The organism is Streptomyces sp. NPDC051315, assembly GCF_044455165.1.
GTDB lineage: Bacteria > Actinomycetota > Actinomycetes > Streptomycetales > Streptomycetaceae > Streptomyces.
The window spans coordinates 504714-529356 of the sequence record NZ_JBITEN010000001.1 but is presented as its reverse complement, the minus strand read 5'-3'; the positions used below and the strand labels follow the sequence as shown (position 1 = coordinate 529356).

Genomic DNA, 24643 nt, shown 5'->3' with positions numbered 1-24643 from the left:
GGACCGGGGCTCATCCTCTTCCCGCCGGCGCCTACCGCGCCGAGAACCCGTACACCGTCTCCGACCGGTAGACCTCGCCCGGCCGCAGCTCGGTGCTGGGGAACTCCGGGCGGTTGGGGGAGTCGGGGAAGTGCTGGGTCTCCAGCGCGACGCCGTCGCCCGGCGCGAAGGGCTCGCCGAGATGGTCCGCCGTGTACACCTGCACGCCCGGCTCGGTCGTCGCCACCGTCAGCACCCGCCCGGACACCGGGTCGTGCAGCTCGGCCACCTCGACGGGCGTGTCCGTGACGCCCTTGTCGAGCACGAAGTTGTGGTCGTAGCCGGCGCCGACCTCGCGGGCCGTACGGAAGTCGAAGCGGGTGTCCGCCACCTCCGCCACCCCGGTCGGGATCAGGTCCGCGTCGACCGGCGTGTACCGGGAGGCGGCCAGCCGCAGCTCGTGCCCGCCCGCGCCGCCGCTGCCGGGACCGCCGAGGTTGAAGTAGCTGTGGTTGGTGAGGTTCACCACCGTCGGCGCGTCCGTGACCGCCTCGTACGCGATCCGCAGCGCCCCCGACGCCTCCAGACGGTACGTCACCGAGACCTCCAGGCGGCCCGGGAAGCCCTCCTCGCCGTCCGGGCTGACCCGGGTCAGCCGCAGCCCGTGCCCGACCGGCTCCACCTCCCACACCCGCTTGTCGAAGCCGCGCTCACCGCCGTGCAGGGAGTTGGGCGCGTTGTTCGGCGCGAGCGGGTACGTGACCCCGTCGAGCGGGAAGCGGGCGTGCGCGATCCGGTTCGCGTACCGCCCGACCAGGGCACCGAGGTAGGGCTCCGGATGCGCGAGATAGCCGTCCAGATCGGCGAACCCCAGCACCACGTTCGCCGTCCGCCCTGCCCGGTCCGGGACCTCCACCGACTGCACGATCCCGCCGTACGACAGGATCCGCACCCGTACGCCCGCCCGCTCCAGGGTCCAGCGGCGCACCGGGGTGCCGTCGGAAAGTGTTCCGAAGTGTTCGCTCATGAGCGAAACCCTAAGTCACGCGCTGCGGGCCGTGACCTGCCGGTAGGCGATCTCGGCGAGCCGGGCCTGACCGTTCTTGCTCGGATGGAACCAGTCCCAGGGACTCAACTGATCGGTGCCGAACCGGTACGCGTACACCGCGCCGCCGTCGAAACGGCACCGCGGGTCCTTCGCGCAGACCTCCCTTAGCACCGCGTTGTAGTCCTCCACCCGCTTCTGCACCGTCTCCCGCCGCAGGTTCGCCGCCGCGTCCAGCGCGTCCGCGTCGCCCAGCATCGACGGGCAGATCCCCAGCTTCCACACCTGCTTGCCCAGCACATTGGTCCGGCCCTGCGACCACAGCCGCTTCAGGTTCGGCACGCTGGCCACGTACACCTGCGTCTTCGGGGCCGCCCGGCGCAGCGTGCGCATCGCCTCCTCGAACCCCGCGCGGAAGTCCACCACCGACGTCATCGCGTCCGTGGAGTCCCGGCACGCGTCGTTCGCCCCCGCCATCACCGTCACCAGCTCCGGCTTCCGGGTCGCCGCCAGCGCCATCTGCGCCGGCAGGTCCGCCATCCGCGCCCCGGTCGCCGCGTAGTTCCAGCTGTGCGTCGCCGCCTTCGACGCCCCCAGCAGCCGTACGGCCAGACTGTTCACCTCGGCGCTGCCGCCGGTCGCCCAGGACACCTCCGGGCAGTCCGACAGGACCGAGCAGGCGTCGAAGCCGCGCGTGATGGAGTCGCCCACCGCGGCGATCGAGGCCGGGCTGCTGTCCCACACCGGGGTCGGCGAGGGCGTCGCCCGGCGCGTCCGCGAGTCCGACGCCTCGGGACCGTCCCCGCCCACGACGTCACAGCCGGCCGCGCCCAGCACGGCGGCAGCCGTGACGGCGACGACGGCCCGCGAGCCGTGGCTTCGCTTCCGCATCCCTGGAGTCCCCTCGGTCGTCCGGCACGTGCCCGGCCGGACGAGTCGCCGGCCCCATCCATGACAACGTCCGGGAGTTCCCGAAGCCCACACGAAGCAACTGAACGCCCCCGCACAAGCGTCCTGCCGGGTGAATGGCGGGCCTTTCGCGGCACCGGGACCGACGGTACGTCACACTCCTTGCGCCGCCGCACGGTAGCCTCGCCATCAACGTGGCTGCCCTGCCACCGCCGCCATGCCAGCCTGCAAGCCTGTCCCGCTCTGCCCGGAGGTCCCGGTGACGACACGTGGAGTTCTGTACGTGCACTCCGCGCCGCGCGCGCTGTGCCCGCACGTCGAGTGGGCCGTCGCCGGGGTGCTCGGCACGCGCGTCAACCTCGACTGGATCCGGCAGCCCGCGTCCCCCGGCACCTGGCGCTCGGAGTTCTCCTGGCAGGGCGAGGCCGGCACCGCCTCCAAGCTCGCCTCCGCACTGCGCGGCTGGCACCTGGTCCGCTTCGAGGTCACCGCCGAACCCTGCGCCACCGCCGAGGGCGAGCGCTACAGCTGCACCCCCGACCTCGGCATCTTCCACGCCGTCACCGGCATCCACGGCGACATCCTCATCCCCGAGGACCGTCTGCGCGCCGCCCTGCTGCGCAGCCAGCGCGGCGAGACCGACCTGGAGGCCGAACTCTCCAAGCTGCTCGGCAAGCCCTGGGACGACGAGCTGGAGCCGTTCCGGTACGCGGGTGAGGGAGCGCCGGTGCGCTGGCTGCACCAGGTGGTGTGAGAGCCGCGCCGTCCTCAGGACGGCGTACACGCGGTCGTCCACAGACGGGCGTACACAGGAAGGGGCCCCACCCGAGCGGTGGGGCCCCTTCCCGTACGTGTCAGCGCGTCTCAGACCGTCCGGAACGCCAGCACCACGTTGTGCCCGCCGAACCCGAACGAGTCGTTCAGGGCCGCGATGCGGCCGTCGACCGGCAGCTTCCGGGCCTCGCCGCGCACGATGTCCGCGTTGGCCTCGGCCTCGGGGTCGAGGTTCTCGACGTTGATGGTCGGCGGAGCCACCCGGTGGTACAGCGCGAGGATGGTCGCGACGGACTCGACGCCGCCCGCGCCACCCAGCAGGTGACCGGTCATCGACTTCGTCGCCGAGACCGCCATGTGGTCGGCGTCGTCGCCGAAGACCTTGCGCAGCGCCTTCAGTTCGGCCACGTCACCGGCGGGCGTCGACGTCGCGTGCGCGTTGACGTGCACGATCTCCGCCGCGTCCAGGTCGGTGCGGTCCAGCAGGTTCTGCAGGGCGTGCGCGATGCCCCGGCCCTCCGGCTCCGGCTGCACGATGTCGTGGGCGTCGGCGGAGATGCCCTGGCCGACCGCCTCCGCGTACACCCGCGCCCCGCGCTTGGCGGCGTGCTCGGCGGACTCCAGGACGATCACACCGGCACCCTCACCGAGGACGAAGCCGTCGCGCGCGGTGTCGTAGGGACGCGAGGCGCCCTGCGGGTCGTCGTTGTTCTTCGACATCGCCATCATGTTGCCGAACGCGGCGATGGGCAGCGGGTGGATCGCCGCCTCCGTACCGCCGGCGACGACGACGTCGGCACGGCCCGTACGGATCATCTCGATGGCGTAGCCGATGGCCTCGGCGCCCGACGCGCAGGCGGAGACCGGCGTGTGCACGCCCGCGCGGGCGCCCACGAGGAGGCCCACGTTGGCGGACGGGCTGTTCGGCATCAGCATGGGCACGGTGTGCGGGGAGACGCGGCGGACGCCCTTCTCCTTCAGCACGTCGTACTGGTCCAGCAGGGTCGTCACACCGCCGATGCCGGAGGCGATGACCGCACCGAGCCGGTCGGGGTCGACCGAGGCGTCCTCGCCGGCCTTGGCCTCGAAACCGGCGTCCTTCCACGCTTCCTGAGCCGCGATCAGCGCGAACTGCGCCGAGCGGTCCAGCTTGCGGGCCTGCGGCCGCGGGATGACCTCGGTGGGCTCCACGGCGACCGGGGCCGCGATACGGACGGCCTGGTCGGCCGCCCACTCCTGCTCCAGGGGCTTGACGCCGGACTTGCCGGCGATCAGGCCCTCCCAGGTAGAGGCTGCGTCGCCACCCAGCGGTGTGGTTGCGCCGATACCGGTGACGACCACGGTGCGATTGGTCGGGCTCACGGGAATTCTTTCTCCAACGATCGGGATTCAGCGGCGCCACCGCCGGGTGGCGGGGCCATTCGGCCCGAGGGCCGAGAGGTCACTCAGCCCTGGTGCTTGAGGATGTAGTCGGTCGCGTCGCCGACCGTCTTGAGGTTCTTGACGTCCTCGTCCGGGATCTTGACGTCGAAGCGCTCTTCGGCGGCGACGACGACCTCGACCATGGACAGGGAGTCGACGTCCAGGTCGTCGGTGAAGGACTTGTCCAGCTGGACGTCCTCAACCGGGATCCCGGCGATCTCGTTCACGATCTCGGCGAGACCGGCGACGATCTCTTCCTGAGTGGCGGCCATGTTGGCGCTCCTTCGTTGATGTTCCAGAGGGTGTGGCGCCCGCCGCGGCAGCGGCAGGTGGTGCATTTGCCGCACCGGACCGCATGATCCGGCACGGAGTGCCTAGGGGAGGGTAACCACCGTCGCGGCGTACACGAGACCCGCCCCGAATCCGATGACGAGCGCGGTGTCGCCGCTCTTCGCCTCGCCGGTCGCCAGAAGCCGCTCCATCGCGAGCGGAATCGAGGCGGCCGAGGTGTTGCCGGTGGTGCGCACGTCACGGGCGACCGTGACCGTTTCCGGCAGCTTGAGTGTCTTCACCATCGAGTCGATGATCCGCTCGTTGGCCTGGTGCGGGATGAAGACGTCCAGGTCACCGGAGGTGATCCCGGCCGCGTCCAGCGCCTGCTGAGCGACCTTCGCCATCTCGAAGACGGCCCAGCGGAAGACCGCCTGGCCTTCCTGGGTGATCGCGGGGAACTTGGCGACCTCGCCGGTGCGGTAGTCCGTCCACGGCACGGTCTGCTTGATGGTCTCCGACTTGTCGCCCTCGGAGCCCCACACCGTCGGGCCGATCGCCGGCTCCTTCGAGGGGCCGACCACGACCGCGCCGGCGCCGTCGCCGAACAGGAAGGCGGTGGCCCGGTCCTCCAGGTCGGTCAGGTCCGACAGCCGCTCGACGCCGATGACCAGGACGTACTCGGCGGAGCCCTCGACGATCATGCCCTTGGCGAGGGTGAGGCCGTAGCCGAAGCCCGCGCAGCCGGCCGAGATGTCGAAGGCGGCGGCCTTGTTCGTGCCGAGCTTGTCGGCGATCTCGGTGGCCACGGCCGGCGTCTGCTTGAAGTGCGAGACGGTGGAGACGACCACGGCGCCGACCTGCTCGGCGGTGATCCCGGCGTCGGCGACCGCCTTGCCGGCCGCCTCGACCGACATGGCGGCGACGGTCTCGTCGTCGTTCGCCCAGTGCCGGGTCTCGATGCCGGAGCGCGAGCGGATCCACTCGTCGGACGAGTCGATCGTCTCGAGGATCACCTCGTTGGGCACCACACGGGTGGGCCGGTAGCCGCCCACGCCGAGGATGCGCGCGTACGGGGCGCCCTTGCTGGGCTTGATCTTCGACATGATCGTCGGCTCCTTGTCAGGCACTGTGCTCGGCGATGACCTCGCGGGCCGCGTCGAGATCGTCGGGGGTCTTCAGCGCGAGCGTCTTCACGCCGGGCAGGGCGCGCTTGGCGAGACCGGTGAGGGTGCCGCCGGGGCACACCTCGATCAGCGCGGTGACGCCGAGCTCCTTGAAGGTCTCCATGCACAGGTCCCAGCGGACGGGGTTGGCGACCTGGCCGACGAGGCGCTCGAGGACCTCCGCGCCGGTGGCGACGGTCCGTCCGTCCTTGTTGGAGACGTAGGGCACGGCCGGGTCGGCGGGCGTGAGCTCCTTGGCCGCGGTGGCCAGCGTCTCGACCGCGGGGGCCATGTGGTGGGTGTGGAAGGCGCCGGCGACCTTCAGCGGGACGATCTTGCGGACGCCCTCGGGCTTGTCCTCGTTCAGCGCGGCGAGCTGCTCCAGCGTGCCCGCGGCGACGATCTGACCGGCGCCGTTGACGTTCGCCGGGGTCAGGCCCAGCTTCTCCAGGTGCGCCACGGAGGCCTCGGGGTCGCCGCCGAGCAGCGCCGACATGCCGGTCTCGGTGATCGCGGCGGCCTCGGCCATCGCCAGGCCGCGCTTGCGGACGAGGGTGAGCGCGGCGGTGTCGTCCAGGACGCCCGCGAAGGCGGCGGCGGTGATCTCGCCGACGCTGTGGCCCGCGACGGCGCCCGGGGCGACCTCACCGAGTGCCGCGGCGGACAGGATCCCGGCGGCGACGAGCAGCGGCTGGGCCACCGCGGTGTCGCGGATGGCGTCCGCGTCGGCCTGGGTGCCGTAGTGGGCGAGGTCCAGTCCGATGGCGTCCGACCACGCGGCGACGCGGTCGGCGGCACCGGGCAGTTCGAGCCAAGGGGTCAGGAAGCCGGGCGTCTGGGCGCCCTGGCCGGGAGCGACGAGTACGAGCACTCTCACACTCTCTCTTGAGGGCGGCCCGGGCCGCCCGTGGGGACAAGGACGAAGAACGGCAGGGGGATTTGTTGGCCCCCGACAAAACGCTAGCTCTGGGGATCTCCATCGACCAGACGCCCCAGGATCAGCGCGATGCGCAAGGTGAACGCCGAGCGTACATCCGAAGGCGACCAACCGGTGACGTCAGTCACACGTCGGAGCCGGTAGCGCACGGTGTTGGGATGCACGAACAGCATCCTGGCCGCCCCCTCCAGACTGGACGCCTGTTCGAGATAGACGGAGAGCGTCTCCAGGAGCGCGGACCCCGCTTCCTCCAGCGGTCTGTAGATCTCCTCCACCAACTGCTCGCGCGCGCTCGGGTCACCCGCGATGGCGCGTTCCGGAAGCAGGTCGTCCGCCAGCACCGGCCGCGGGGCGTCCTGCCAGGCGGAACACGCCTTCAGCCCGGCCGCGGCGGCCTGCGCGGACCGGGTCGCGGCGAGCAGGTCGGGCACGACCGGCCCGGCGACGACCGGTCCCGCGGCGAACGGCCCGATCAGCGACTTGGCCACGGCGAGCGGATTGTCGCTGCCCCCCGCGATGACGACGAGCCGCGAGCCGAGCACCCCGGTGAGCACCTGCACCTTGGCGTGGCGCGAGGCCCGCCGGATGGCTTCCACCGTCAGCTCGGAGTCCCCGTCCGGGGCGGTCCCCAGGACGACGCACACGTGCTCGGGCGAGTTCCAGCCGAGCGCCGCGGCCCGGCTGACGGCCCCCTCGTCGGCCTCGCCGCTGAGCACGGCGTTGACGACGAGCGACTCCAGCCGCGCGTCCCAGGCACCGCGTGCCTCGGCGGCCTGGGCGTAGACCTGGGCGGTGGCGAAGGCGATCTCGCGGGCGTAGACGAGGAGCGCCTCCCGCAGCACGCTCTCGTCGCCCGGAGCGGCGACCTCGTCGATCGCGGACTCCATGACCTCGATGGTCGTGCGCACCATCTCGACCGTCTGCCGCAGGGTGATGGCCCGGGTCAGCTCGCGGGGCGCGGTGCCGAAGACGTCGGTGGAGATGGCCTGCGGGGCGTCGGGACGCCGGAACCACTCGGTGAAGGCGGCGATGCCCGCCTGGGCGACCAGCCCGATCCAGGAACGGTTCTCCGGGGGCATCGCCCGGTACCACGGCAGGGTCTCGTCCATGCGCGCGATCGCCTGGGCGGCGAGGCTGCCGGAGGACCTCTCCAGCCGCTTCAGCGTCGCGGAGTGCGCGTGGACGGGGTGCGCTGTGGCTCGGGTGTTGCTGACTTCGGGTTCGGGCACGGGGACAAGACTGCCTTATCGGGACGTGAGCGTGCGGGGGAGGGTCACAGGTGGGGCCTCGCGCGGACGGCCGCGGGTCTACCGTGGTCAGCGTGATGGACGTACGGCGCGCCGACGAGCGCTACCGCGGCGGGGACCCGGCGGCCGGGATCGAGACCCGTCACGCCTTCTCCTTCGGCCCGCACTACGACCCCGGCAACCTCCGCTTCGGCGCGCTGATCGCCTGCAACGAGGAACGCCTGGCCCCCGGCGCCGGGTTCGACGAACACGCCCACAGCCACACGGAGATCGTGACCTGGGTGGTCGAGGGCGAGCTCACGCACCGCGACTCCGAGGGCCACGAGACGCGGGTGCGCCCCGGCGACGTGCAGCGGCTCAGCGCGGCGGGCGGGGTCCGGCACGTGGAGCGCAACGACGGCGACGCGCCCCTGATTTTCGTGCAGATGTGGCTGGCCCCGCTGGAGCCCGGCGGCGACCCCGCCTACGACCTCGTGCGCGGCATCGCCGACTCCACGCCGTACGCCGTCCCGGAGGCGGGCGCGCTGCTGCACGTACGGCGGCTGGCGGCGGGGGAGCGGAGCGCGGTGCCCGCCGGGGCCCACGTGTACGCGCACGTGGTGCGCGGCACCGCCCGGATCGGCCCGCACGAGCTGGCGCCCGGGGACGCGGTGCGCGCCGTGGACGAGAGGGACCTGGAGCTCGTGGCCGGGGCGGGCCCGGCCGAGGTGCTCGTCTGGGAGATGTCCGCTTGAGCGCTCACCCCGCGGAGCTGGGCTCCTCCGCGTTGCGCCAGATCGTGAGGTCCAGCGAGACGTAGTCGCTCGGGTCGCTCTGGGGGGCGGTGCCCCGGAAGGTGACCAGGGCGATGTGACCGGAGCCGGTGTGCACGCAGAACTGCGAGCCCTTGGAGAGCTGGGAGAGCGAGACGCTCTCGGCGTACCGGGTCTCCTCGCGGCAGGTCTGCAGGGAACCCTGCTGGGCGTTGTTCAGCAGGACGATCTTGTCGTCGGAGCTGCGCAGCGCGTCGTCGTAGTAGTACAGGTCGCTGTAGTAGATGTCGACGTCGTCGTTCAGCGGCTTGGGCGGGGAGTCCGCGAACTGCACGTAGTAGCCGTCGGGGATGTTGACGCCCTGGTAGGTGACCGGCTTCGGGTCCGGCAGCGGCTCGGCGCTGGAGGAGCCGGTGCCGTCGCTCCCGCCGCTGGAGGAGGAGCTGTCCGAGGAGTCGTCGAGGCCCTGGATGAACGACGCGCAGCTGCCGAGCCAGAACAGCCCGGCCACCACCCCGACGGTGATCCCGATCCACTTGCCGGCCTTGTTCTGCTTCGGCGGCGGCAGCGGGTGCGGCCGCCAGGCGGGCTGCTGGACGAAGGGCGGCCGGGGCGCGGTCGGGGCCGGCGGGCCGTACGACGGCTGGAACGTGGGCTGCGGCCGGGGCTGGTGCTGGGGCGGCGGGACGGGGGGCCCGAACGAGGGCACCGGCGGGACGGGGGTGGCCGCCGCCGTGGGAGCCGCGTGTATCGGCGCCGGCGGCGGGGTCAGGTCGGGCTGGGTGACGGGCGCCGTGGGCGAGGGGGCGGCCGGAGCGGCCGTCGGGGCTCCCGCGAGCGCGGCCGAGGCCGACACCCGCTGGGTGATCTGCGCGGCGATCGCCTCCGGCAGCCACGACCCGGACTGGCGCAGCGGCGTGGGTGACGCCCCCTGGCACAGGGAGATGATCTCGGCGGGGGAGGGGCGGCCGGCCGGGTCCTTGGCCAGGCAGCGCGCGATGAACCCGAGCTGCTCCGGCAGGCCGGTGAGATCGGGCTCCTCGTGGACGATCCGGTACAGCACGGCGTGCGAGGGCCCGTCCCCGTACGCTCCGGTGCCGCGCGCCGCGAACGCGGCCACCTGGCCGAGCGCGAACACGTCCGACGCGGGCGTGACCGGCTTCCCGGCGGCCTGCTCCGGCGACATGAAGGCGGGGGTGCCGATCGAGACGCCGGTACCGGTGAGCGCCGTGGCGTCGGCGGCCCGCGCGATGCCGAAGTCGATGACGCGCGGGCCGTCGGAGGCGAGCAGCACGTTGGACGGCTTGAGGTCGCGGTGGACGATGCCCGCCCCGTGGATGACCGACAGCGCCTCGGCCATCCCCGCGAGCAGCAGCAGGACCGACGGCACGGGCAGCGGGCCGTGCTCGGCGACGGCCGAGGCCAGCGAGGGGCCGGCCACGTAGGCGACGGCCAGCCACGGCTGGGTGCCCTCGGTGTCGTAGTCGATGACGGGGGCGGTGTAGAGGCCCTGCACGCGCTGGGCGGCCTTGACCTCCTGCTGGAACCGGCGGCGGAACTCGGGGTCCTCGCTCAGCTCCGGCCGGATGGTCTTGAGGGCGATCGGGTGCCCGCCGGGCGTGTACGACAGGTACACCGTGCCCATGCCGCCCGCGCCGAGCCGCGCCGCGAGGCGGTAGCCGGCCACCGCCGTCGGGTCGCCGCTCTCCAAGGGACGGAACTGGCCGCCCGGTCGTGCCCCTGCCATGGCTCTCCCCCGAGATCCGTATGGGTGTTGTGCAGAGGGAGGTTAGCCGAGCGGATCAGTGTGCCGTGCCCGAGCCCCTCACCTCGGCGAGCACCGCGTCGGTGAACCCGGGCCACGCCTCGATCGCCCACGGCCCGAACGCCCGGTCCGTCAGCGCCACCGCGGCGACCCGGGCGTCGGGGTCGACCCACAGGAAGGTACCGGACTGCCCGAAGTGCCCGAACGTCCGCGGTGAGGACGAACTCCCCGTCCAGTGCGGCGACTTGGAGTCGCGGATCTCGAAGCCCAGCCCCCAGTCGTTGGGGTTCTGGTGCCCGTACCCCGGCAGGACGCCCTTCGTGCCCGGGTACTGCACGGACATCGCCTCCACGACCGTCCGCGGATCGAGCAGCCGCGGCGCCTGCACCTCCGCCGCGAACCGCAGCAGGTCCTCGACCGTCGACACCCCGTCCTTCGCCGCAGACCCCTCCAGCGAGGTCGCCGTCATGCCGAGCGGCTCCAGGACGGCCTGCCGCAGGTACTCCGCGAAGGGGATGTCCGTCGCCTTCGCGATGTGGTCCCCGAGCTGTTCGAACCCGGCGTTGGAGTACAGTCGCCGCTCCCCGGGGGCGGCCGTCGCCCGGTGCTCGTCGAAGGCGAGCCCGGAGGTGTGCGCGAGCAGGTGACGGACCGTCGCCCCGGGCGGCCCGGCCGGCTCGTCCAGCTCGATCGCCCCCTCCTCGTACGCGACGAGCGCGGCGTACGCGGCGAGCGGCTTGGTGACCGAGGCCAGCGGGAAGCGCCGCCCCGCCGGGCCGTGGGTGCCCAGGACCGTACCGTCGCCCCGGACGACCCCCGCCGCGGCGGAGGGAACCGGCCAGTTCTCGATCAGCGCAAAGCTCTTCAGCGACATGCCCATGAGCCTACCTTCGGACTTCTTGCCGTTTTCGCTTGCTTGGAGCGCACTCCAAGGTCCTAGCGTGGAGGCCATGACGGTGTTGCAGACCACGCCCGTGACCACCGAGCAAGCCCCGAGCCCCGCAGACGTCTGCTCCGCCCCGCCGCGGCGGCATCCCCGCCCCGACGGGCAGGACAGCTACACGATCAGCGAGGTGGTCGCCTTCACCGGCCTGACGGCGCACACGCTGCGCTGGTACGAGCGGATCGGGCTGATGGCCCATGTCGACCGCTCGCACACCGGCCAGCGCCGCTACAGCAACCGCGACCTGGACTGGCTCGACCTCGTCGGCAAGCTGCGGCTGACCGGCATGCCGGTCGCCGACATGGTCCGGTACGCCGAGCTGGTCCGCGAGGGCGAGGGCACGTACCACGAGCGGCGTGAGCTGCTGGAGGAGACCCGACGGGACGTCCAGGCCCGGATCGCCGAACTCCAGGACACGCTCGCGGTGCTCGACCGGAAGATCACGTTCTATTCGGACGCCGCGCGCGTCCACCCCCTGGAAGCGGAGAGGACCCGATGACCGACAGCAGGATCCCGACGGCACGACTCGGCGACGGCGGCCCGGAGGTCGGTGTACAGGGCCTCGGCTGCATGGGCATGAGCTTCGCCTACGGCCCCTCGGACGCGAAGGAGTCCCGGGCCGCCCTCGACCGCGCCCTGGAACTGGGGGTCACCCTGTACGACACGGCGGACGCCTACGGCGCGGGGGCCAACGAGGAGTTCCTCTCCCCGTTCTTCAAGGCGCACCGCGACGAGGTGGTCATCGCCACCAAGTTCGCCCTCTCCATCCCGCCGGACGACCCGACCCGGCGCGTCATCCGCAACGACGGCCCCTACATCCGCCAGGCCGTCGAGGCGAGTCTGAAGCGCCTGGACGTCGACGTCATCGACCTCTACTACATGCACCGGCGCGATGTGAACGTGCCGATCGAGGACACCGTCGGCGTGATGGCCGAGCTGGTGCGCGAGGGCAAGGTCAAGCACCTGGGCCTGAGCGAGGTCACCGCCGCCGAGCTGCGCGCGGCCCAGGCGGTCCACCCCATCGCCGCCGTGCAGTCGGAGTGGTCGCTGTTCAGCCGGGACATCGAGGAGCGGGTGGTCCCGGCCGCCCGCGAACTGGGCGTGGCGCTCGTGCCGTACTCCCCGCTCGGGCGCGGCTTCCTCACCGGCTCCTTCGCCGACGCCGAGCAGGACCTCACCCCCGACGACTTCCGGCGTCAGCAGCCCCGCTTCACGGGCGAGAACGCGGCCGCGAACGCCGCGCTGCTGGAGCCGGTCCGCACGGTCGCCCGGGCCCACGACGCGACGCCGGCCCAGATCGCCCTGGCCTGGGTCCAGCAGCAGGCCCGGGTGCACGGGCTCCCGGTCGTCCCGATCCCGGGCACGCGCAAGCCGGGAAGGGTGGAGGAGAACGTGCGGGCGGCGGCCGTCGAACTGACGGAGGAGGACCTGGCCCTGCTGGAGCCGATCGCGGGCAAGGTGTCGGGCGACCGGTACGCGGACATGACGTTCACCTCCGCCGGACGCGAATGACTACAGCTCCGCCAGCAGTTCCGCCTTCTTCACGGAGAACTCCTCGTCGGTGACGAGTCCGGCCCGGTGCAGCTCCCCGAGGTGACGGATCCGCTCGGCGACGTCGGCGGGGTCCCGGCGCGGCGCGGCCGGGACCGTCGCCGGCGCCCCGCGCGTCCCGCGGACCGCCGCCAGCACGGCCGCCGCGAACGGCAGCGACTCGTGCACCGCCCCGTACCCCAGCCCGAACACCACGGCCGCCGGATCCTGGTCCACCGGCTCCGGCGCGCCGTCACCGCGGAGCAACCGCAGATGCCCCTCGAAGACCTCCGGTGACCGCCACTCCACCCCGCTCAGCTCGGACACCGGGAAGCTCTGGTCGCCGGCCTTCCACTTCGCCGAGGACGCCCCCGTCCAGAACCATCTGAACCGCACGGTCCGCCCGTCGAAGGACGCCTTCGCGTCGTACGCCTTGAACGACAGCGGAGCCTCGGGCGCGGCCACCAGGAACCGGTCCGCCGGACCGGTCTCGCCCAGCCCCGCCCGCAGTTCGTCGGCGTAGTACTCGGCGAGGACCTCCCGCTCGGCCGGCAGCACCAGCCGGTACGGGTCGCTGGTCTCCCTCAGCTGCCCCGCCGCCGCCTCGATCAGCGGATCGGCCCCGGGCCGCGGCTCGACGCGCAGCACCACGGTGCCCCGCCTGCCGGGCTCGAGCGTCACACCCGCGATCGCGGCCAGGGGGATCCGGCGTTCCCGGAGCGCCGGGAACAGCTTGGGCGTGCGCATGCCCCGTTCGTAGCGGATGAGGACGGAGTCGGACTCGAACTCCCAGGCGGCATGAAATCCGGCCAGTACGTCACCCATGCGGCTCATCGTATGCGGCACACGCTCCTCCGTCGCCTCCTCGCACCCGCCGCAATTCCTGCGCCTCTACGCGCGTCCGGCCGCCGTCGTGTCGGACAAACCGGCCCGGCAGGCGCCGACCCCGTCGGCGCACCGCACCGACAGGTACGCGCCGGTCCCGATGCCGGCGAAGTTGCGCAGGCTGTCGGTGCCGGGCTCGAAGTAACCTCCGTGCCCCTTGGCGTCCCGCGCCGACAGCACCCGCGCGCCGAACGCGGACGACACCGGGTCCGCGCCGTGCCCGAGGCCGCCGAGCTCCAGGTAGGGCACGTCCTGCACCCAGTCGTCGGCGTCCCGCATCGCCCACACCCGGGCGGAGGTGCGCAGCTGCGCGGCCCTCTCCACCCGCATGCCGGGGCTGCCGGCCACGGCTATGTCCGTCACCCGGCGCGGCAGCGTGTGCGCGGCGACCCCGCACACCACCGATCCGTAGCTGTGGCAGAACAGGGAGACGGGCGCGCCGCCGGGCAGGGCGCGCAGCAGCGCGTTGAGCCGTACGGCGCCGTACTCGGCGCGCATCGCGGTGGCCGAGTCGATGCCGAGGCCGGCGGGGGAGGTGTAGTCGGCCCAGGCGATCACGGCCGTCCGCGTCCAGGGCCGCACCTCGTGCTCGGCCGTGTACAGGGCCTGCGCCATGCCGACGGGCGCCGAGTACTTGCGGTGGGTGCGCTGGAAGGTGAGGAGCGCGGTGTCGACACCGGGGACGACGACGGAGATCCGCTCGGCCCGGCCGAGATCGCCGAAGACCTCGGCGGCACGTCCGGAGCCCTCCGGGTCGAAGGCGAGGATCTGCCGGCCGGCGCCGCTCATGGCCTCGAAGCGGTGCATGCGCCGGCCGGCCTCGTGCTGTCCGGCGGGCGAGAGGCGGTGGTCGTGCAGCCGGGTGCGCTCGATCTCCGCCTGCTCGCGGAGCGCGCGGCGGTTGGCGCGGTAGCGCAGCTCGACGGGGGCGCCGTTCATGTTGCCGACCGCGAGCGGGTAGCGCTCGGCGAGCGCGGTGCGCTGCGGTGCGGTGAGCGAGGCGAAGAACCGGGCGAGCCGGGCGGGCGCCGCGTGCGGGTCCGGCAGCCGGCGCCCGCCGATCCGGCCGTCCTCCCAGGCCGAGAGCGAGGCCCGCAGGGCGCTGCTTCCCCGGTCCTGGCGTACGGCGGTCCAGCCGGTGGTCGCCAGCATCACGAACACCACGGCGAGCGCGAGCAACGCGCGCCACATATTGAGTTGCGGGGAGGTGTCGAAGGAAGTCACTGGGAGGACACACTAGGAGAACGAGAAGGTCTCACGTGGCCTGAGTGACGGGGATCACGTTTCGATAACCGTGTGAAGGGGTAAGAGAGTCCTCATAGTCGCCGGTGCCCCTCATGGCCACCGGGCGCTCAGGCCGTGCGCCAGCTGCCCAGCAGGGCCGGCCCCACCTGGTCGAGATACCGGGACGTCAGCGCGTGGATGCCCGACACGCTGAAGTCCTCGCCGAGACTCCACTGACGTTCCGTCACCCGCATCACCCCGCCGAAGACGGCCACCGCCACCCGGGGCCGGGGGTCGGTGTCCACGTCGAGCCCCTCGCGCTCCGCCAGCACCCGCGCGACCTCCTCCTCCCTCTCCACCGACCGCCGCAGATGGGCGGCGAGCAGGACCGGGGTCGACTCGATCACCCGGTACATGCGCAGGTGCAGCTCGATCGGCACGACGGACTCGACCACCTGGTTGATCGAGTACCAGCCCTCCAGGACGGCCTGGCGCAGCGCCTCCATCGGGGGCTCGTGGGGCGGGCGGGCCCGCACCGCCTCGACGAACCGCTCCACCGTCATCTCCACCAGCGCGAGCGCGGCCTCCTCCTTGCCGGCGAAGTAGCGGAAGAAGGTGCGCTGCGAGACGTCGACGGCCTCGGCGATCTCGTCGACGGTGGTCTCCTCGTACCCCTGCGAGGTGAACAGTTCGAGGGCGGCCCGCAGCAGCGCGTCATGCGTGCGCCGCTTCTTCCGTTCCCGCAGGCCCGTTCCCGGGTCCGTGGTCCGCGGGCCCGCCGCCCCTGGCGCCTTCGTTTCCATGGCGGCCCTCACTCCTGCCGTTCGCCCGGTTCGCGCCCAAGGGCGAGTGACGTGACAGTTACCGACTAGTGAATTGGTTTGTCAACTGTCAGTGGCTGTCACTAGCCTCGATCGTATGACTAGTCAGACCACCATCGACACGACGGGGCCGGGCGGCAAGCCGCCGCTCACTCCGTCGGACCAGCCACCGGCCAAGGGGCTGCGCGGCCACCCGTGGTTCACGCTCATCACTGTCGCCGTCGGGGTCATGATGGTGGCCCTCGACGGCACCATCGTGGCGATCGCCAACCCGGCGATCGCCAGCGACCTGGGTGCCACCTTCGCCGAGGTGCAGTGGATCACCAACGCGTACTTCCTCGCCCTCGCGGTCTCCCTGATCACCGCGGGCAAACTCGGTGACCGCTTCGGCCACCGCCAGACGTTCCTGATAGGAGTCGTCGGCTTCGCCGCCGCCTCCGGCGCGATCGGCCTGTCCGACAGCATCGCGCTGGTCGTCACCTTCCGTGTCTTCCAGGGCCTGTTCGGCGCGCTGCTGATGCCGGCCGCGCTCGGCCTGCTGCGCGCGACCTTCCCGGCCGAGAAGCTGAACATGGCCATCGGCATCTGGGGCATGGTCATCGGCGCCTCCACCGCGGGCGGCCCGATCCTCGGCGGCGTCCTCGTCGAGCACGTCAACTGGCAGTCGGTGTTCTTCATCAACGTGCCGGTCGGTGCCATCGCCCTCGTCCTGGGCGTGCTGATCCTGCTCGACCACCGCGCCGAGAACGCCCCGCGCTCCTTCGACCTGCTCGGCATCGCCCTGCTGTCGGCGGCGATGTTCTGCCTGGTCTGGGCCCTGATCAAGGCCCCGGAGTGGGGCTGGGGCGACGGCAAGACGTGGGCGTTCATCCTCGCCTCCGTCGTGGGCTTCGCCCTCTTCGCCGTCTGGGAGACGAAGGTCAAGGAGCCCCTCATCCCGCTGGGGCTCTTCCGCTCCGTCCCGCTGTCCGCGGGTGTCGTGCTGATGGTGCTGATGGCCATCGCCTTCATGGGCGGCCTGTTCTTCGTGACGTTCTACCTGCAGAACGTGCACGGCATGAGCCCGATCGACGCGGGCCTGCACCTGCTCCCGCTCACCGGCATGATGATCGTCGGGTCCCCGCTGGCCGGCGCGATGATCACCAAGTTCGGCCCGCGCATCCCGCTGGCCGGCGGCATGGCGGCCACCGCGATCGCCATGTACGGCATGTCCACGCTGGAGACGGACACCGGCAGCGGCATCATGTCCGTCTGGTTCGCCCTCCTGGGCCTCGGCCTCGCCCCGGTCATGGTCGGCGCCACCGAGGTCATCGTGGGCAACGCCCCCATGGAGCTCTCCGGTGTGGCCGGCGGTCTCCAGCAGGCCGCGATGCAGATCGGCGGCAGCCTCGGTACGGCCGTCCTGGGTGCCGTGATGGCCTCCAAGGTCGACAGCGACCTGCCCGTCAACTGGAAGGACGCGGGCCTGCCCGAGCTCACCCCCGCCCAACTGGACCAGGCCGCCGAGGCCGTCCAGGTCGGTGTGGCGCCGGTGGAGAAGGGCACCCCGGAGGCGATCGCCGCGAAGATCACGGACGTCGCCCACGACACCTTCATCTCCGGCATGAGCCTCGCGTCCCTGGTCGCGGCCGGCGTGGCGGTCGTGGCCGTCCTCGTCGCCCTGCTCACCAAGCGCGGCGAGAACGCGGAGGCGGGCGCGGGCGTCGGCCACATCTGACGGCCCGCACCGTCGGGTGGATCCGTGGGATCCCGGGTCCGGAGCCCGGCGGATCCGAGGGATCCGGGGAACCCGGGGGATCCGGGGATCTTGGAGGGCCGGTGGATCCGCCGGATCCGCCGGATCCGGGGGGCCGGACGACCGGGAAACCTGACGGCATTTCAACCAAGTTCCCCTATCAGGGTGACAAGGCTAAAGGTCCCTCGCCTCCGGCACGCGCCACAGGTCACAGTGGGTCAAGCCCTCCGGATGGGAGGGCGGCCAGGGCTGCGGCGCGCTGCCGGAGGGGGACAGCGCGCCGACGGCCCGGGCCGGCCGCGGGCATAACCGCCGCACGCGGGGTACCCGGACACCGAACCCCGAGTCACTTCCAACCAACCCCGGGGTTCTGGGAGTTGATGATGGCGGGCTTCGGACACGGAACGCGCAGGTACCCCCGCTCACGTGGCCGGATGGGGTCACGGACCGGGCCGGATCGCGCGACGCTCGGAATCATCGGAGTCATCTGCGCGATCGCCGGATTCTTCGTGCTGGGGATCATCCTCGGCCCGGTGGCGATCGTCTGCGGCTGGCTCGCCATGGGCCGCACCTGGGCGGGCGACCGCCCGGTCCCGGCCCTGGTCGCCCTCGTGCTGGGTGCCATCGACACGCTGCTGGCGCTCATCTGGCTCGTGGGGGCGGCCGGCCCGGGCAACGGCCTGCTGTAGGCCGTCGATCCCGGCCGGGAGTGCCGCGGGGGTGCCGACCGACACCCCCGGCGGCGCCCGGATCACTTCTCGACGGGCCGCCGCAGCGCCGCCACCTCGGCCCGCAGCGCCCGGACCTCGTCGGTCAGCGCCTGGATCGCCTCCGTCTGCTGCCGCTCCTCCACGTCGTCCTTCTCGAACCGCTCGATGAACCAGGCGGCGATGTTCGCGGTCACCACACCCAGCAGCGCGATCCCGGACAGCATCAGCCCGACCGCGATCATCCGCCCCAGCCCGGTCGTCGGCGCGTGGTCCCCGTACCCCACGGTGGTCATCGTCGTGAACGACCACCACAGGGCGTCACCCAACGTGCGGATGTTCCCGTCCGGCGAGTCCCGCTCCACCGACAGCACGGCGAGCGACCCGAAGACCAGCAGTCCGAGGACCGCCCCCGCCACGTACGTCGTCACCCGGATCTGTGAGGCCATCCGCGCCCGCTGCCCCACGAGCAGCAGCGTCGACACGAGCCGCAGCAGTTTGAGCGGCCGGACCAGCGGCAGCAGGACCGCGCACAGGTCCAGCCAGTGCGTCCGGACGAAGAGCCACCGGTTCTCCGCCAGCGCCAGGCGCACCGCGTAGTCCACCGTGAACGCCGCCCACACCACCCACTCGACCGCCACGCACACGGCGGTCAGCGTCCGCCCGGCCGACGGGTCCACGATCGGCACGGCGTAGGCGACGGCGAACACCGCGGCGAGTGCCAGCAGGGGCTGCTGGGTCCGCTGTTCCCACCGGGCCTGAGCAGTTGGTTCGCGCATGCCCGCATCGTAAGGAACCCGGGTACGCCGAGGGGCGGCGAGGCCGGACCTCACCGCCCCTCGACCGGGAGCCGGGACCGCGGCGTCAGGCGTCGCCGCCCGCCGCCCCGGGGTCGGCCGCCGCGACGTCCAGCAACTGGTACCGGTCGACGGCCTGCTTCAGCGCGGACCGGTCGACCTTCCCCTCCCTCGCCAGCTCGGTCAGCACCGCGAGGACCACCGACTGCGCGTCGATGTGGAAGTACCGCCGCGCCGCCCCGCGGGTGTCCGCGAAGCCGAACCCGTCCGCGCCCAGCGACTGGTACGTGCCCGGCACCCAGCGCGCGATCTGGTCCGGCACCGACCGCATCCAGTCGGAGACGGCCACGAACGGCCCCTCGGCCCCGGTGAGCTTGCGCGTCACGTACGGCACCCGCTGCTCCTCCTCCGGGTGCAGCAGGTTGTGCTCCTCGCACGCCACGGCGTCGCGCCGCAGCTCGTTCCACGAGGTCGCCGACCAGACGTCGGCGCGCACGTTCCACTCCTCGGCGAGGATCCGCTGCGCCTCCACCGCCCACGGCACCGCGACACCCGAGGCGATGATCTGCGCCGGGATGGCGCCGGAGGTGCCCTCGCTGAAGCGGTGGATGCCCTTGAGGATGCCCTCGACGTCCACGTCCTCCGGCTCCGCCGGGTGCTGGATGGGCTCGTTGTAGACGGTGAGGTAGTAGAAGACGTCCTCGCCCGGCTTGCCGTCGGCGGTCTCGCCGTACATCCGCCGCAGACCGTCCTGCACGATGTGCGCGATCTCGAAGCCGAACGCCGGGTCGTAGGCGACACAGCCCGGGTTCGTGGAGGCGAGCAGCTGCGAGTGGCCGTCCGCGTGCTGGAGCCCCTCACCCGTCAGCGTCGTCCGGCCGGCCGTCGCACCGAGCACGAAACCGCGTGCCAACTGGTCCGCCATCTGCCAGAACTGGTCGCCGGTGCGCTGGAAGCCGAACATCGAGTAGAAGACGTAGACCGGGATGAGCGGCTCGCCGTGCGTGGCGTACGCCGAGCCCGCGGCGATCAGCGAGGCCGTGCAGCCGGCCTCGGAGATGCCGTCGTGCAGCATCTGCCCGGTCGGCGACTCCTTGTACGCGAGCAGCAGTTCACGGTCGACCGACTCGTACTGCTGGCCCAGCGGGTTGTAGATCTTCGCACTCGGGAAGAACGAGTCCATGCCGAACGTGCGGTACTCGTCCGGCGCGATCAGCACGAACCGCTTACCGAGCTCCTTGTCCCGCATGAGGTCCTTGAGCAACCGCACGAACGCCATAGTGGTGGCGATCGACTGCTGACCGGAGCCCTTCTTCACGGTCGCGTACGTCTTCGGGTCGGGCAGCGGCAGCGGCTTGGCCCGCACGACACGGGTCGGCACGTACCCGCCGAGCGACCGGCGCCGGTCGTGCATGTACTGGATCTCCTCGGAGTCCCGGCCCGGGTGGTAGTACGGCGGCAGTCCGGACTCCAGCTCCTTGTCGGAGATCGGCAGGTGCAGCCGGTCGCGGAAGCCCTTGAGGTCGGCGACCGTCAGCTTCTTCATCTGGTGCGTGGCGTTGCGGCCCTCGAAGTTGGGGCCCAGCGTCCATCCCTTGACGGTCTTGGCCAGGATGACCGTCGGCTGGCCCTTGTGCTCCACGGCCGCCTTGAACGCCGCGTAGATCTTCCGGTGGTCGTGACCGCCGCGGCCCAGGTGCAGGATCTGGTCGTCGGTCATGTTCTCGACCATGGCGCGCAGCCGGTGGTCGTCGCCGAAGAAGTGCTCGCGGATGTAGGCGCCGGTCTCGGTGGCGTACGTCTGGAACTGGCCGTCCGGCGTGATGTTCATCTTGTTGACGAGGATGCCGTCGCGGTCCTGCGCGAGCAGCGGGTCCCAGGTACGGTCCCAGATGAGCTTGATCACGTTCCAGCCGGCGCCCCGGAAGACCGACTCCAGCTCCTGGATGACCTTGCCGTTGCCGCGCACCGGGCCGTCGAGGCGCTGGAGGTTGCAGTTGACGACGAAGGTCAGGTTGTCCAGGCCCTCCCGCGCGGCGATGGTCAGCTGGCCGAGCGACTCCGGCTCGTCCATCTCGCCGTCCCCGAGGAACGCCCACACGTGCGACTTCGACGTGTCGGCGATCCCGCGCGCGTGCATGTAGCGGTTCATCCGCGCCTGGTAGATCGCGCCGATCGGCCCGAGCCCCATCGACACGGTCGGGAACTCCCAGAAGTCCGGCATCAGCCGCGGGTGCGGGTAGCTGGACAGGCCGTACGGCGCCTTCGACTTCTCCTGGCGGAACGCGTCGAGGTTCTGCTCGCCGAGCCGGTCGAGCAGGAACGCGCGTGCGTAGATGCCCGGGGAGGCGTGGCCCTGGAAGAAGACCTGGTCGCCGCCGTCGCCCTCGTCCTTGCCGCGGAAGAAGTGGTTGAAGCCCACGTCGTAGAGCGACGCGGAGGAGGCGAAGGTGGCGATGTGGCCGCCGACGCCGATGCCCGGCCGCTGGGCGCGCGAGACCATCACGGCCGCGTTCCAGCGGGTCGCGTTCAGGATCTTCCGCTCGATCTCCTCGTTGCCGGGGAAGAACGGCTCGCTCTTGGTGGGGATGGTGTTGACGTAGTCCGTGCTGCGCATCTCGGGCACGGCCACGCGCTTCTCGCGGGCCCGCTCGATCAGGCGCAACATGAGATAGCGGGCCCGCTCCCGGCCGCGCTCGTCGATGGCGGCGTCGAGGGAGTCGAGCCACTCCTGGGTTTCCTCGGGATCGAAGTCAGGAACCTGACTCGGAAGGCCGCCAATGATGATCGGGTTGCGATCGGATCCGGAAGCCACGCTGTTCCTTACCTGTCAGAGGGCTGTGTGGGGCTGGGGGTGGGGCTCTGTCTCGCTGGATGTCCCGCTCGGTGGTCTGATGGGGGTTCCACTGCTTCTTCCGTCTGCCTGCACCGATCCCCATCGTGTACCTCGGGCGCGCAAACGTCATCTCTACCGAGAGGTAACCGGTATCAGTTCGAAACTCGTACCCCCACACGATTCCCAAACGCGCAAACAGGGCAGATGGGTGTGGTGCACGTCACCCGAGGCCCTGATCGCGTGCCTGGAGTTGCGTCGACACGGCCAGGATCGTCACCGTTTCGGCGGTCTGAACCGCCGGGTACTTGCGCGATCCGCCCCGCCCGTGTGGACTACGGCCAATGCTTCGCGCACGCGCGTGGCTGAGTTATTCCCGAAACATGATCAGGAGGCAACCCGTGAGCGCGACCGCGGACCACGCGGAGGAGCGGACTAGCCCTGCCGTCAGGCTGGGGTTCCAGCCCGAGCAGGTGGTCCAGGAGATCGGCTACGACGACGACGTCGACCAGGAGCTCCGCGAGTCCATCGAGGAAGTCATCGGCAGCGACCTGGTGGACGAGGACTACGACGACGTGGCCGACGCCGTGGTGCTGTGGTTCCGCGACGAGGACGGCGACCTGACGGATGCGCTGGTGGACGCCACCACGTACATCGAAGAAGGCGGCTCGATCCTCCTCCTCACGCCGAAGACAGGCCGTGCGGGGTACGTGGAGCCGAGTGACATCTCTGAAGCCGCGACGACGGCGGGTCTGTCGGCCAGCAAGAGCGTCAGCGTGGGCAAGGACTGGAGCGGCAGCCGGCTGGTGACGCCCAAGGCCGCAAAGTCCAAGAAGTGACCTCGTCGAGGTAGAAACCCCGGTCTCATCGCCGCGGACGGGCCGACCGGCAGTCGGCCCGTCCGCGAGTGCGTCGTGAGCGCTGCGTAGGGTTGTCTCCGGCGTGCCCGGGTGGCGGTCTCACCCGAACGCCGCAACGGCCCCAGCGAAACCCCAGCGAAAGGGTTCCACGACGATGGCGATCCAGGTCGGCGACAAGGCCCCTGACTTCGAGCTCAAGGACAACCACGGCGCCACCGTGAAGCTGTCCGACTTCCGCGGCAGCAAGAACGTCGTCCTGCTCTTCTACCCCTTCGCCTTCACCGGCGTGTGCACCGGCGAGCTGTGCGAGGTGCGCGACAACCTGCCGAAGTTCTCCGACCGCGACACCCAGGTGCTCGCCGTCTCCAACGACTCCATCCACACCCTGCGCGTCTTCGCCGAGCAGGAGGGTCTGGAGTACCCCCTGCTGAGCGACTTCTGGCCGCACGGCGAGGTCTCCCGCGCCTACGGCGTCTTCGCCGAGGACAAGGGCTGCGCGGTGCGCGGCACCTTCGTCATCGACAAGGAGGGCGTCGTGCGCTGGACCGTCGTCAACGCGCTGCCCGACGCGCGCGACCTCGACGAGTACGTCTCGGCGCTCGACTCCCTCTGACACCCGGCCCTTCGCGCCGAGCCCGACACCCTGGGATTCTTCGGTTCCAGGGCCTGCGAGGGGCGGGAACCCGTCACTAGGATCGACTCGTTGATCCGATATCCGACGCACGACGGGGCTCCCCGCCCCTGGACACCAATGGAGGACTCGTGGGAGTCAGCCTCAGCAAGGGCGGCAACGTATCGCTGACCAAGGAGGCCCCGGGCCTGACCGCGGTCATCGTCGGTCTGGGGTGGGACGTGCGCACCACGACCGGCACCGACTTCGACCTGGACGCGAGCGCGCTGCTGCTGAACAACTCCGGCAAGGTCGCGAGCGACGCGCACTTCATCTTCTTCAACAACCTCAAGAGCCCCGACGGCTCCGTGGAGCACACCGGCGACAACCTCACCGGTGAGGGCGAGGGCGACGACGAGCAGATCAAGGTGGACCTGGCCGGTGTCCCGGCCGACGTGGAGAAGATCGTCTTCCCGGTCTCGATCTACGACGCCGAGAACCGCCAGCAGTCCTTCGGCCAGGTGCGCAACGCGTTCATCCGCGTCGTCAACCAGGCCGGCGGCGCCGAGATCGCCCGGTACGACCTGAGCGAGGACGCCTCGACGGAGACCGCGATGGTCTTCGGCGAGCTGTACCGGCACGGCGCGGAGTGGAAGTTCCGCGCCATCGGCCAGGGGTACGCCTCGGGCCTGCGCGGCATCGCGCAGGACTTCGGCGTCAACGTCTGATCCCGAGCCGACCGCTCACCGTCCGGCGCCGCACCGTTTACGGGCGGCGCCGGACGCGCAGGACAACCGAAGAGGCAAGACCTAGGGGAGGACCAGCATCATGGGCGTCACGCTCGCCAAGGGAGGAAACGTCTCCCTGTCCAAGGTCGCGCCGAACCTCACTCAGGTGATGGTCGGCCTCGGCTGGGACGCGCGCTCCACCACCGGAGCCCCCTTCGACCTCGACGCCAGCGCGCTGCTGTGCGGTGCCGGCAACCGGGTCCTGGGCGACGAGTGGTTCGTCTTCTACAACCAGCTCAAGAGCCCCGACGGCTCCGTGGAGCACACCGGCGACAACCTCACCGGCGAGGGCGACGGTGACGACGAGTCGCTGCTGGTCGACCTGTCCAAGGTCCCGGCCCACTGTGACAAGATCGTCTTTCCCGTCTCCATCCACCTGGCCGACGAGCGCGGCCAGACGTTCGGCCAGGTCAGCAATGCCTTCATCCGGGTCGTCAACCAGGCCGACGGCCAGGAACTCGCGCGGTACGACCTGAGCGAGGACGCCTCCACCGAAACGGCCATGATTTTCGGCGAGCTCTATCGCCACCAGGGCGAATGGAAGTTCCGTGCGGTCGGACAGGGGTACGCGTCGGGCTTGCGGGGCATCGCTCTAGACTTCGGAGTCAACGTTTCGTAAAGCCGAGTACGGCGCGGGGGAGACC

The 24643-nt window shown here is 71.3% G+C and carries 24 protein-coding genes; 10 read left to right on the top strand and 14 right to left on the bottom strand.

The genetic code is table 11. From position 1 onward, the window contains the following. Positions 1-31: 31 nt before the first annotated feature. Positions 32-1006 carry an aldose epimerase family protein gene (locus tag ACIBBD_RS02525; RefSeq protein ID WP_399417412.1) on the bottom strand — a complete coding sequence of 325 codons (975 nt, stop codon included), beginning with the start codon at positions 1004-1006 and terminating at the stop codon, positions 32-34. 15 nt (positions 1007-1021) lie between these two features. After that, positions 1022-1915, bottom strand: coding sequence for an SGNH/GDSL hydrolase family protein (locus ACIBBD_RS02520; protein ID WP_399417411.1), 894 nt, complete (start codon positions 1913-1915; stop codon positions 1022-1024). Positions 1916-2192: 277 nt separating this feature from the next. Here ACIBBD_RS02520 and ACIBBD_RS02515 point away from each other — a divergent pair, with 277 nt between their 5' ends. Next, positions 2193-2687 (top strand): DUF3145 domain-containing protein, encoded by a 495-nt coding sequence (locus ACIBBD_RS02515; protein ID WP_399417410.1) that lies wholly within the window; start codon positions 2193-2195, stop codon positions 2685-2687. A 110-nt stretch (positions 2688-2797) separates the two neighbouring features. Here ACIBBD_RS02515 and fabF read toward each other — a convergent pair whose 3' ends face one another. The 5 genes from fabF to fasR form a co-directional block, all read right to left on the bottom strand. Further along, the gene (gene fabF / locus ACIBBD_RS02510; RefSeq protein ID WP_399417409.1) at positions 2798-4069 is read right to left on the bottom strand and encodes a beta-ketoacyl-ACP synthase II; all 1272 of its coding nucleotides are present in this window, start codon (positions 4067-4069) and stop codon (positions 2798-2800) included. Positions 4070-4152: 83 nt separating this feature from the next. Next, on the bottom strand, positions 4153-4401 hold the full coding sequence (locus ACIBBD_RS02505; protein WP_003989952.1) for an acyl carrier protein: 249 nt from the start codon (positions 4399-4401) through the stop codon (positions 4153-4155). Between the two features lie 102 nt (positions 4402-4503). Further along, positions 4504-5505: a ketoacyl-ACP synthase III gene (locus tag ACIBBD_RS02500; RefSeq protein ID WP_399417408.1), complete on the bottom strand. Its 1002-nt coding sequence runs from the start codon at positions 5503-5505 to the stop codon at positions 4504-4506. A gap of 16 nt (positions 5506-5521) precedes the next feature. Beyond that, on the bottom strand, positions 5522-6436 hold the full coding sequence (locus tag ACIBBD_RS02495) for an ACP S-malonyltransferase (RefSeq protein WP_399417406.1): 915 nt from the start codon (positions 6434-6436) through the stop codon (positions 5522-5524). Positions 6437-6525: 89 nt separating this feature from the next. Next, entirely contained in the window at positions 6526-7731 is a 1206-nt protein-coding gene (gene fasR / locus ACIBBD_RS02490) for a fatty acid biosynthesis transcriptional regulator FasR (RefSeq protein WP_399417405.1), read from the bottom strand. A 95-nt stretch (positions 7732-7826) separates the two neighbouring features. On the opposite strand from fasR, the gene ACIBBD_RS02485 reads away from it, so the two are divergent. Continuing rightward, positions 7827-8483, top strand: a complete 657-nt coding sequence (locus ACIBBD_RS02485) for a pirin family protein (RefSeq protein WP_399417573.1) — start codon at positions 7827-7829, stop codon at positions 8481-8483. Between the two features lie 4 nt (positions 8484-8487). Here ACIBBD_RS02485 and ACIBBD_RS02480 read toward each other — a convergent pair whose 3' ends face one another. Beyond that, positions 8488-10248: a serine/threonine-protein kinase gene (locus ACIBBD_RS02480; RefSeq protein WP_399417404.1), complete on the bottom strand. Its 1761-nt coding sequence runs from the start codon at positions 10246-10248 to the stop codon at positions 8488-8490. A 55-nt stretch (positions 10249-10303) separates the two neighbouring features. Then, positions 10304-11140, bottom strand: coding sequence for a serine hydrolase domain-containing protein (locus ACIBBD_RS02475; protein WP_399417403.1), 837 nt, complete (start codon positions 11138-11140; stop codon positions 10304-10306). A 76-nt stretch (positions 11141-11216) separates the two neighbouring features. On the opposite strand from ACIBBD_RS02475, the gene ACIBBD_RS02470 reads away from it, so the two are divergent. Then, positions 11217-11708: a MerR family transcriptional regulator gene (locus ACIBBD_RS02470; protein ID WP_399417402.1), complete on the top strand. Its 492-nt coding sequence runs from the start codon at positions 11217-11219 to the stop codon at positions 11706-11708. Further along, entirely contained in the window at positions 11705-12721 is a 1017-nt protein-coding gene (locus ACIBBD_RS02465; protein WP_399417401.1) for an aldo/keto reductase, read from the top strand. Before ACIBBD_RS02470 ends, ACIBBD_RS02465 begins: the two co-directional genes overlap by 4 nt. Here the strand turns inward: ACIBBD_RS02465 and ACIBBD_RS02460 are convergent, their stop codons facing one another. The 3 genes from ACIBBD_RS02460 to ACIBBD_RS02450 form a co-directional block, all read right to left on the bottom strand. Then, complete coding sequence (locus ACIBBD_RS02460) at positions 12722-13573, bottom strand: DUF4429 domain-containing protein (RefSeq protein ID WP_399417572.1); 852 nt, start codon at positions 13571-13573, stop codon at positions 12722-12724. A 57-nt stretch (positions 13574-13630) separates the two neighbouring features. Further along, positions 13631-14848, bottom strand: a complete 1218-nt coding sequence (locus ACIBBD_RS02455) for an alpha/beta hydrolase (RefSeq protein ID WP_399417400.1) — start codon at positions 14846-14848, stop codon at positions 13631-13633. A gap of 128 nt (positions 14849-14976) precedes the next feature. Next, complete coding sequence (locus tag ACIBBD_RS02450; RefSeq protein WP_399417399.1) at positions 14977-15651, bottom strand: TetR family transcriptional regulator; 675 nt, start codon at positions 15649-15651, stop codon at positions 14977-14979. A 115-nt stretch (positions 15652-15766) separates the two neighbouring features. On the opposite strand from ACIBBD_RS02450, the gene ACIBBD_RS02445 reads away from it, so the two are divergent. Further along, positions 15767-17386: an MFS transporter gene (locus ACIBBD_RS02445; protein WP_399417398.1), complete on the top strand. Its 1620-nt coding sequence runs from the start codon at positions 15767-15769 to the stop codon at positions 17384-17386. A 398-nt stretch (positions 17387-17784) separates the two neighbouring features. Next, positions 17785-18093 (top strand): small hydrophobic protein, encoded by a 309-nt coding sequence (locus ACIBBD_RS02440; RefSeq protein ID WP_399417397.1) that lies wholly within the window; start codon positions 17785-17787, stop codon positions 18091-18093. A 62-nt stretch (positions 18094-18155) separates the two neighbouring features. Here the strand turns inward: ACIBBD_RS02440 and ACIBBD_RS02435 are convergent, their stop codons facing one another. Both ACIBBD_RS02435 and aceE read right to left on the bottom strand, forming a co-directional pair. After that, positions 18156-18890: a potassium channel family protein gene (locus tag ACIBBD_RS02435; protein ID WP_399417396.1), complete on the bottom strand. Its 735-nt coding sequence runs from the start codon at positions 18888-18890 to the stop codon at positions 18156-18158. 85 nt (positions 18891-18975) lie between these two features. Beyond that, positions 18976-21723: a pyruvate dehydrogenase (acetyl-transferring), homodimeric type gene (aceE, locus tag ACIBBD_RS02430; RefSeq protein ID WP_399417395.1), complete on the bottom strand. Its 2748-nt coding sequence runs from the start codon at positions 21721-21723 to the stop codon at positions 18976-18978. A 419-nt stretch (positions 21724-22142) separates the two neighbouring features. Between aceE and ACIBBD_RS02425 the strand changes: the two genes are divergently transcribed. From ACIBBD_RS02425 to ACIBBD_RS02410, 4 genes are all read left to right on the top strand, one after another. After that, a complete protein-coding gene (locus ACIBBD_RS02425; RefSeq protein ID WP_365454746.1) occupies positions 22143-22580 on the top strand; it encodes a DUF3052 domain-containing protein in 438 nt (145 codons plus the stop codon). A gap of 175 nt (positions 22581-22755) precedes the next feature. Next, on the top strand, positions 22756-23214 hold the full coding sequence (locus ACIBBD_RS02420; RefSeq protein WP_399417394.1) for a peroxiredoxin: 459 nt from the start codon (positions 22756-22758) through the stop codon (positions 23212-23214). Positions 23215-23363: 149 nt separating this feature from the next. Then, positions 23364-23939: a calcium homeostasis/redox stress adaptation protein gene (locus ACIBBD_RS02415; RefSeq protein ID WP_399417393.1), complete on the top strand. Its 576-nt coding sequence runs from the start codon at positions 23364-23366 to the stop codon at positions 23937-23939. 100 nt (positions 23940-24039) lie between these two features. Beyond that, positions 24040-24618: a TerD family protein gene (locus ACIBBD_RS02410; protein WP_399417392.1), complete on the top strand. Its 579-nt coding sequence runs from the start codon at positions 24040-24042 to the stop codon at positions 24616-24618. Positions 24619-24643 lie beyond the last annotated feature (25 nt).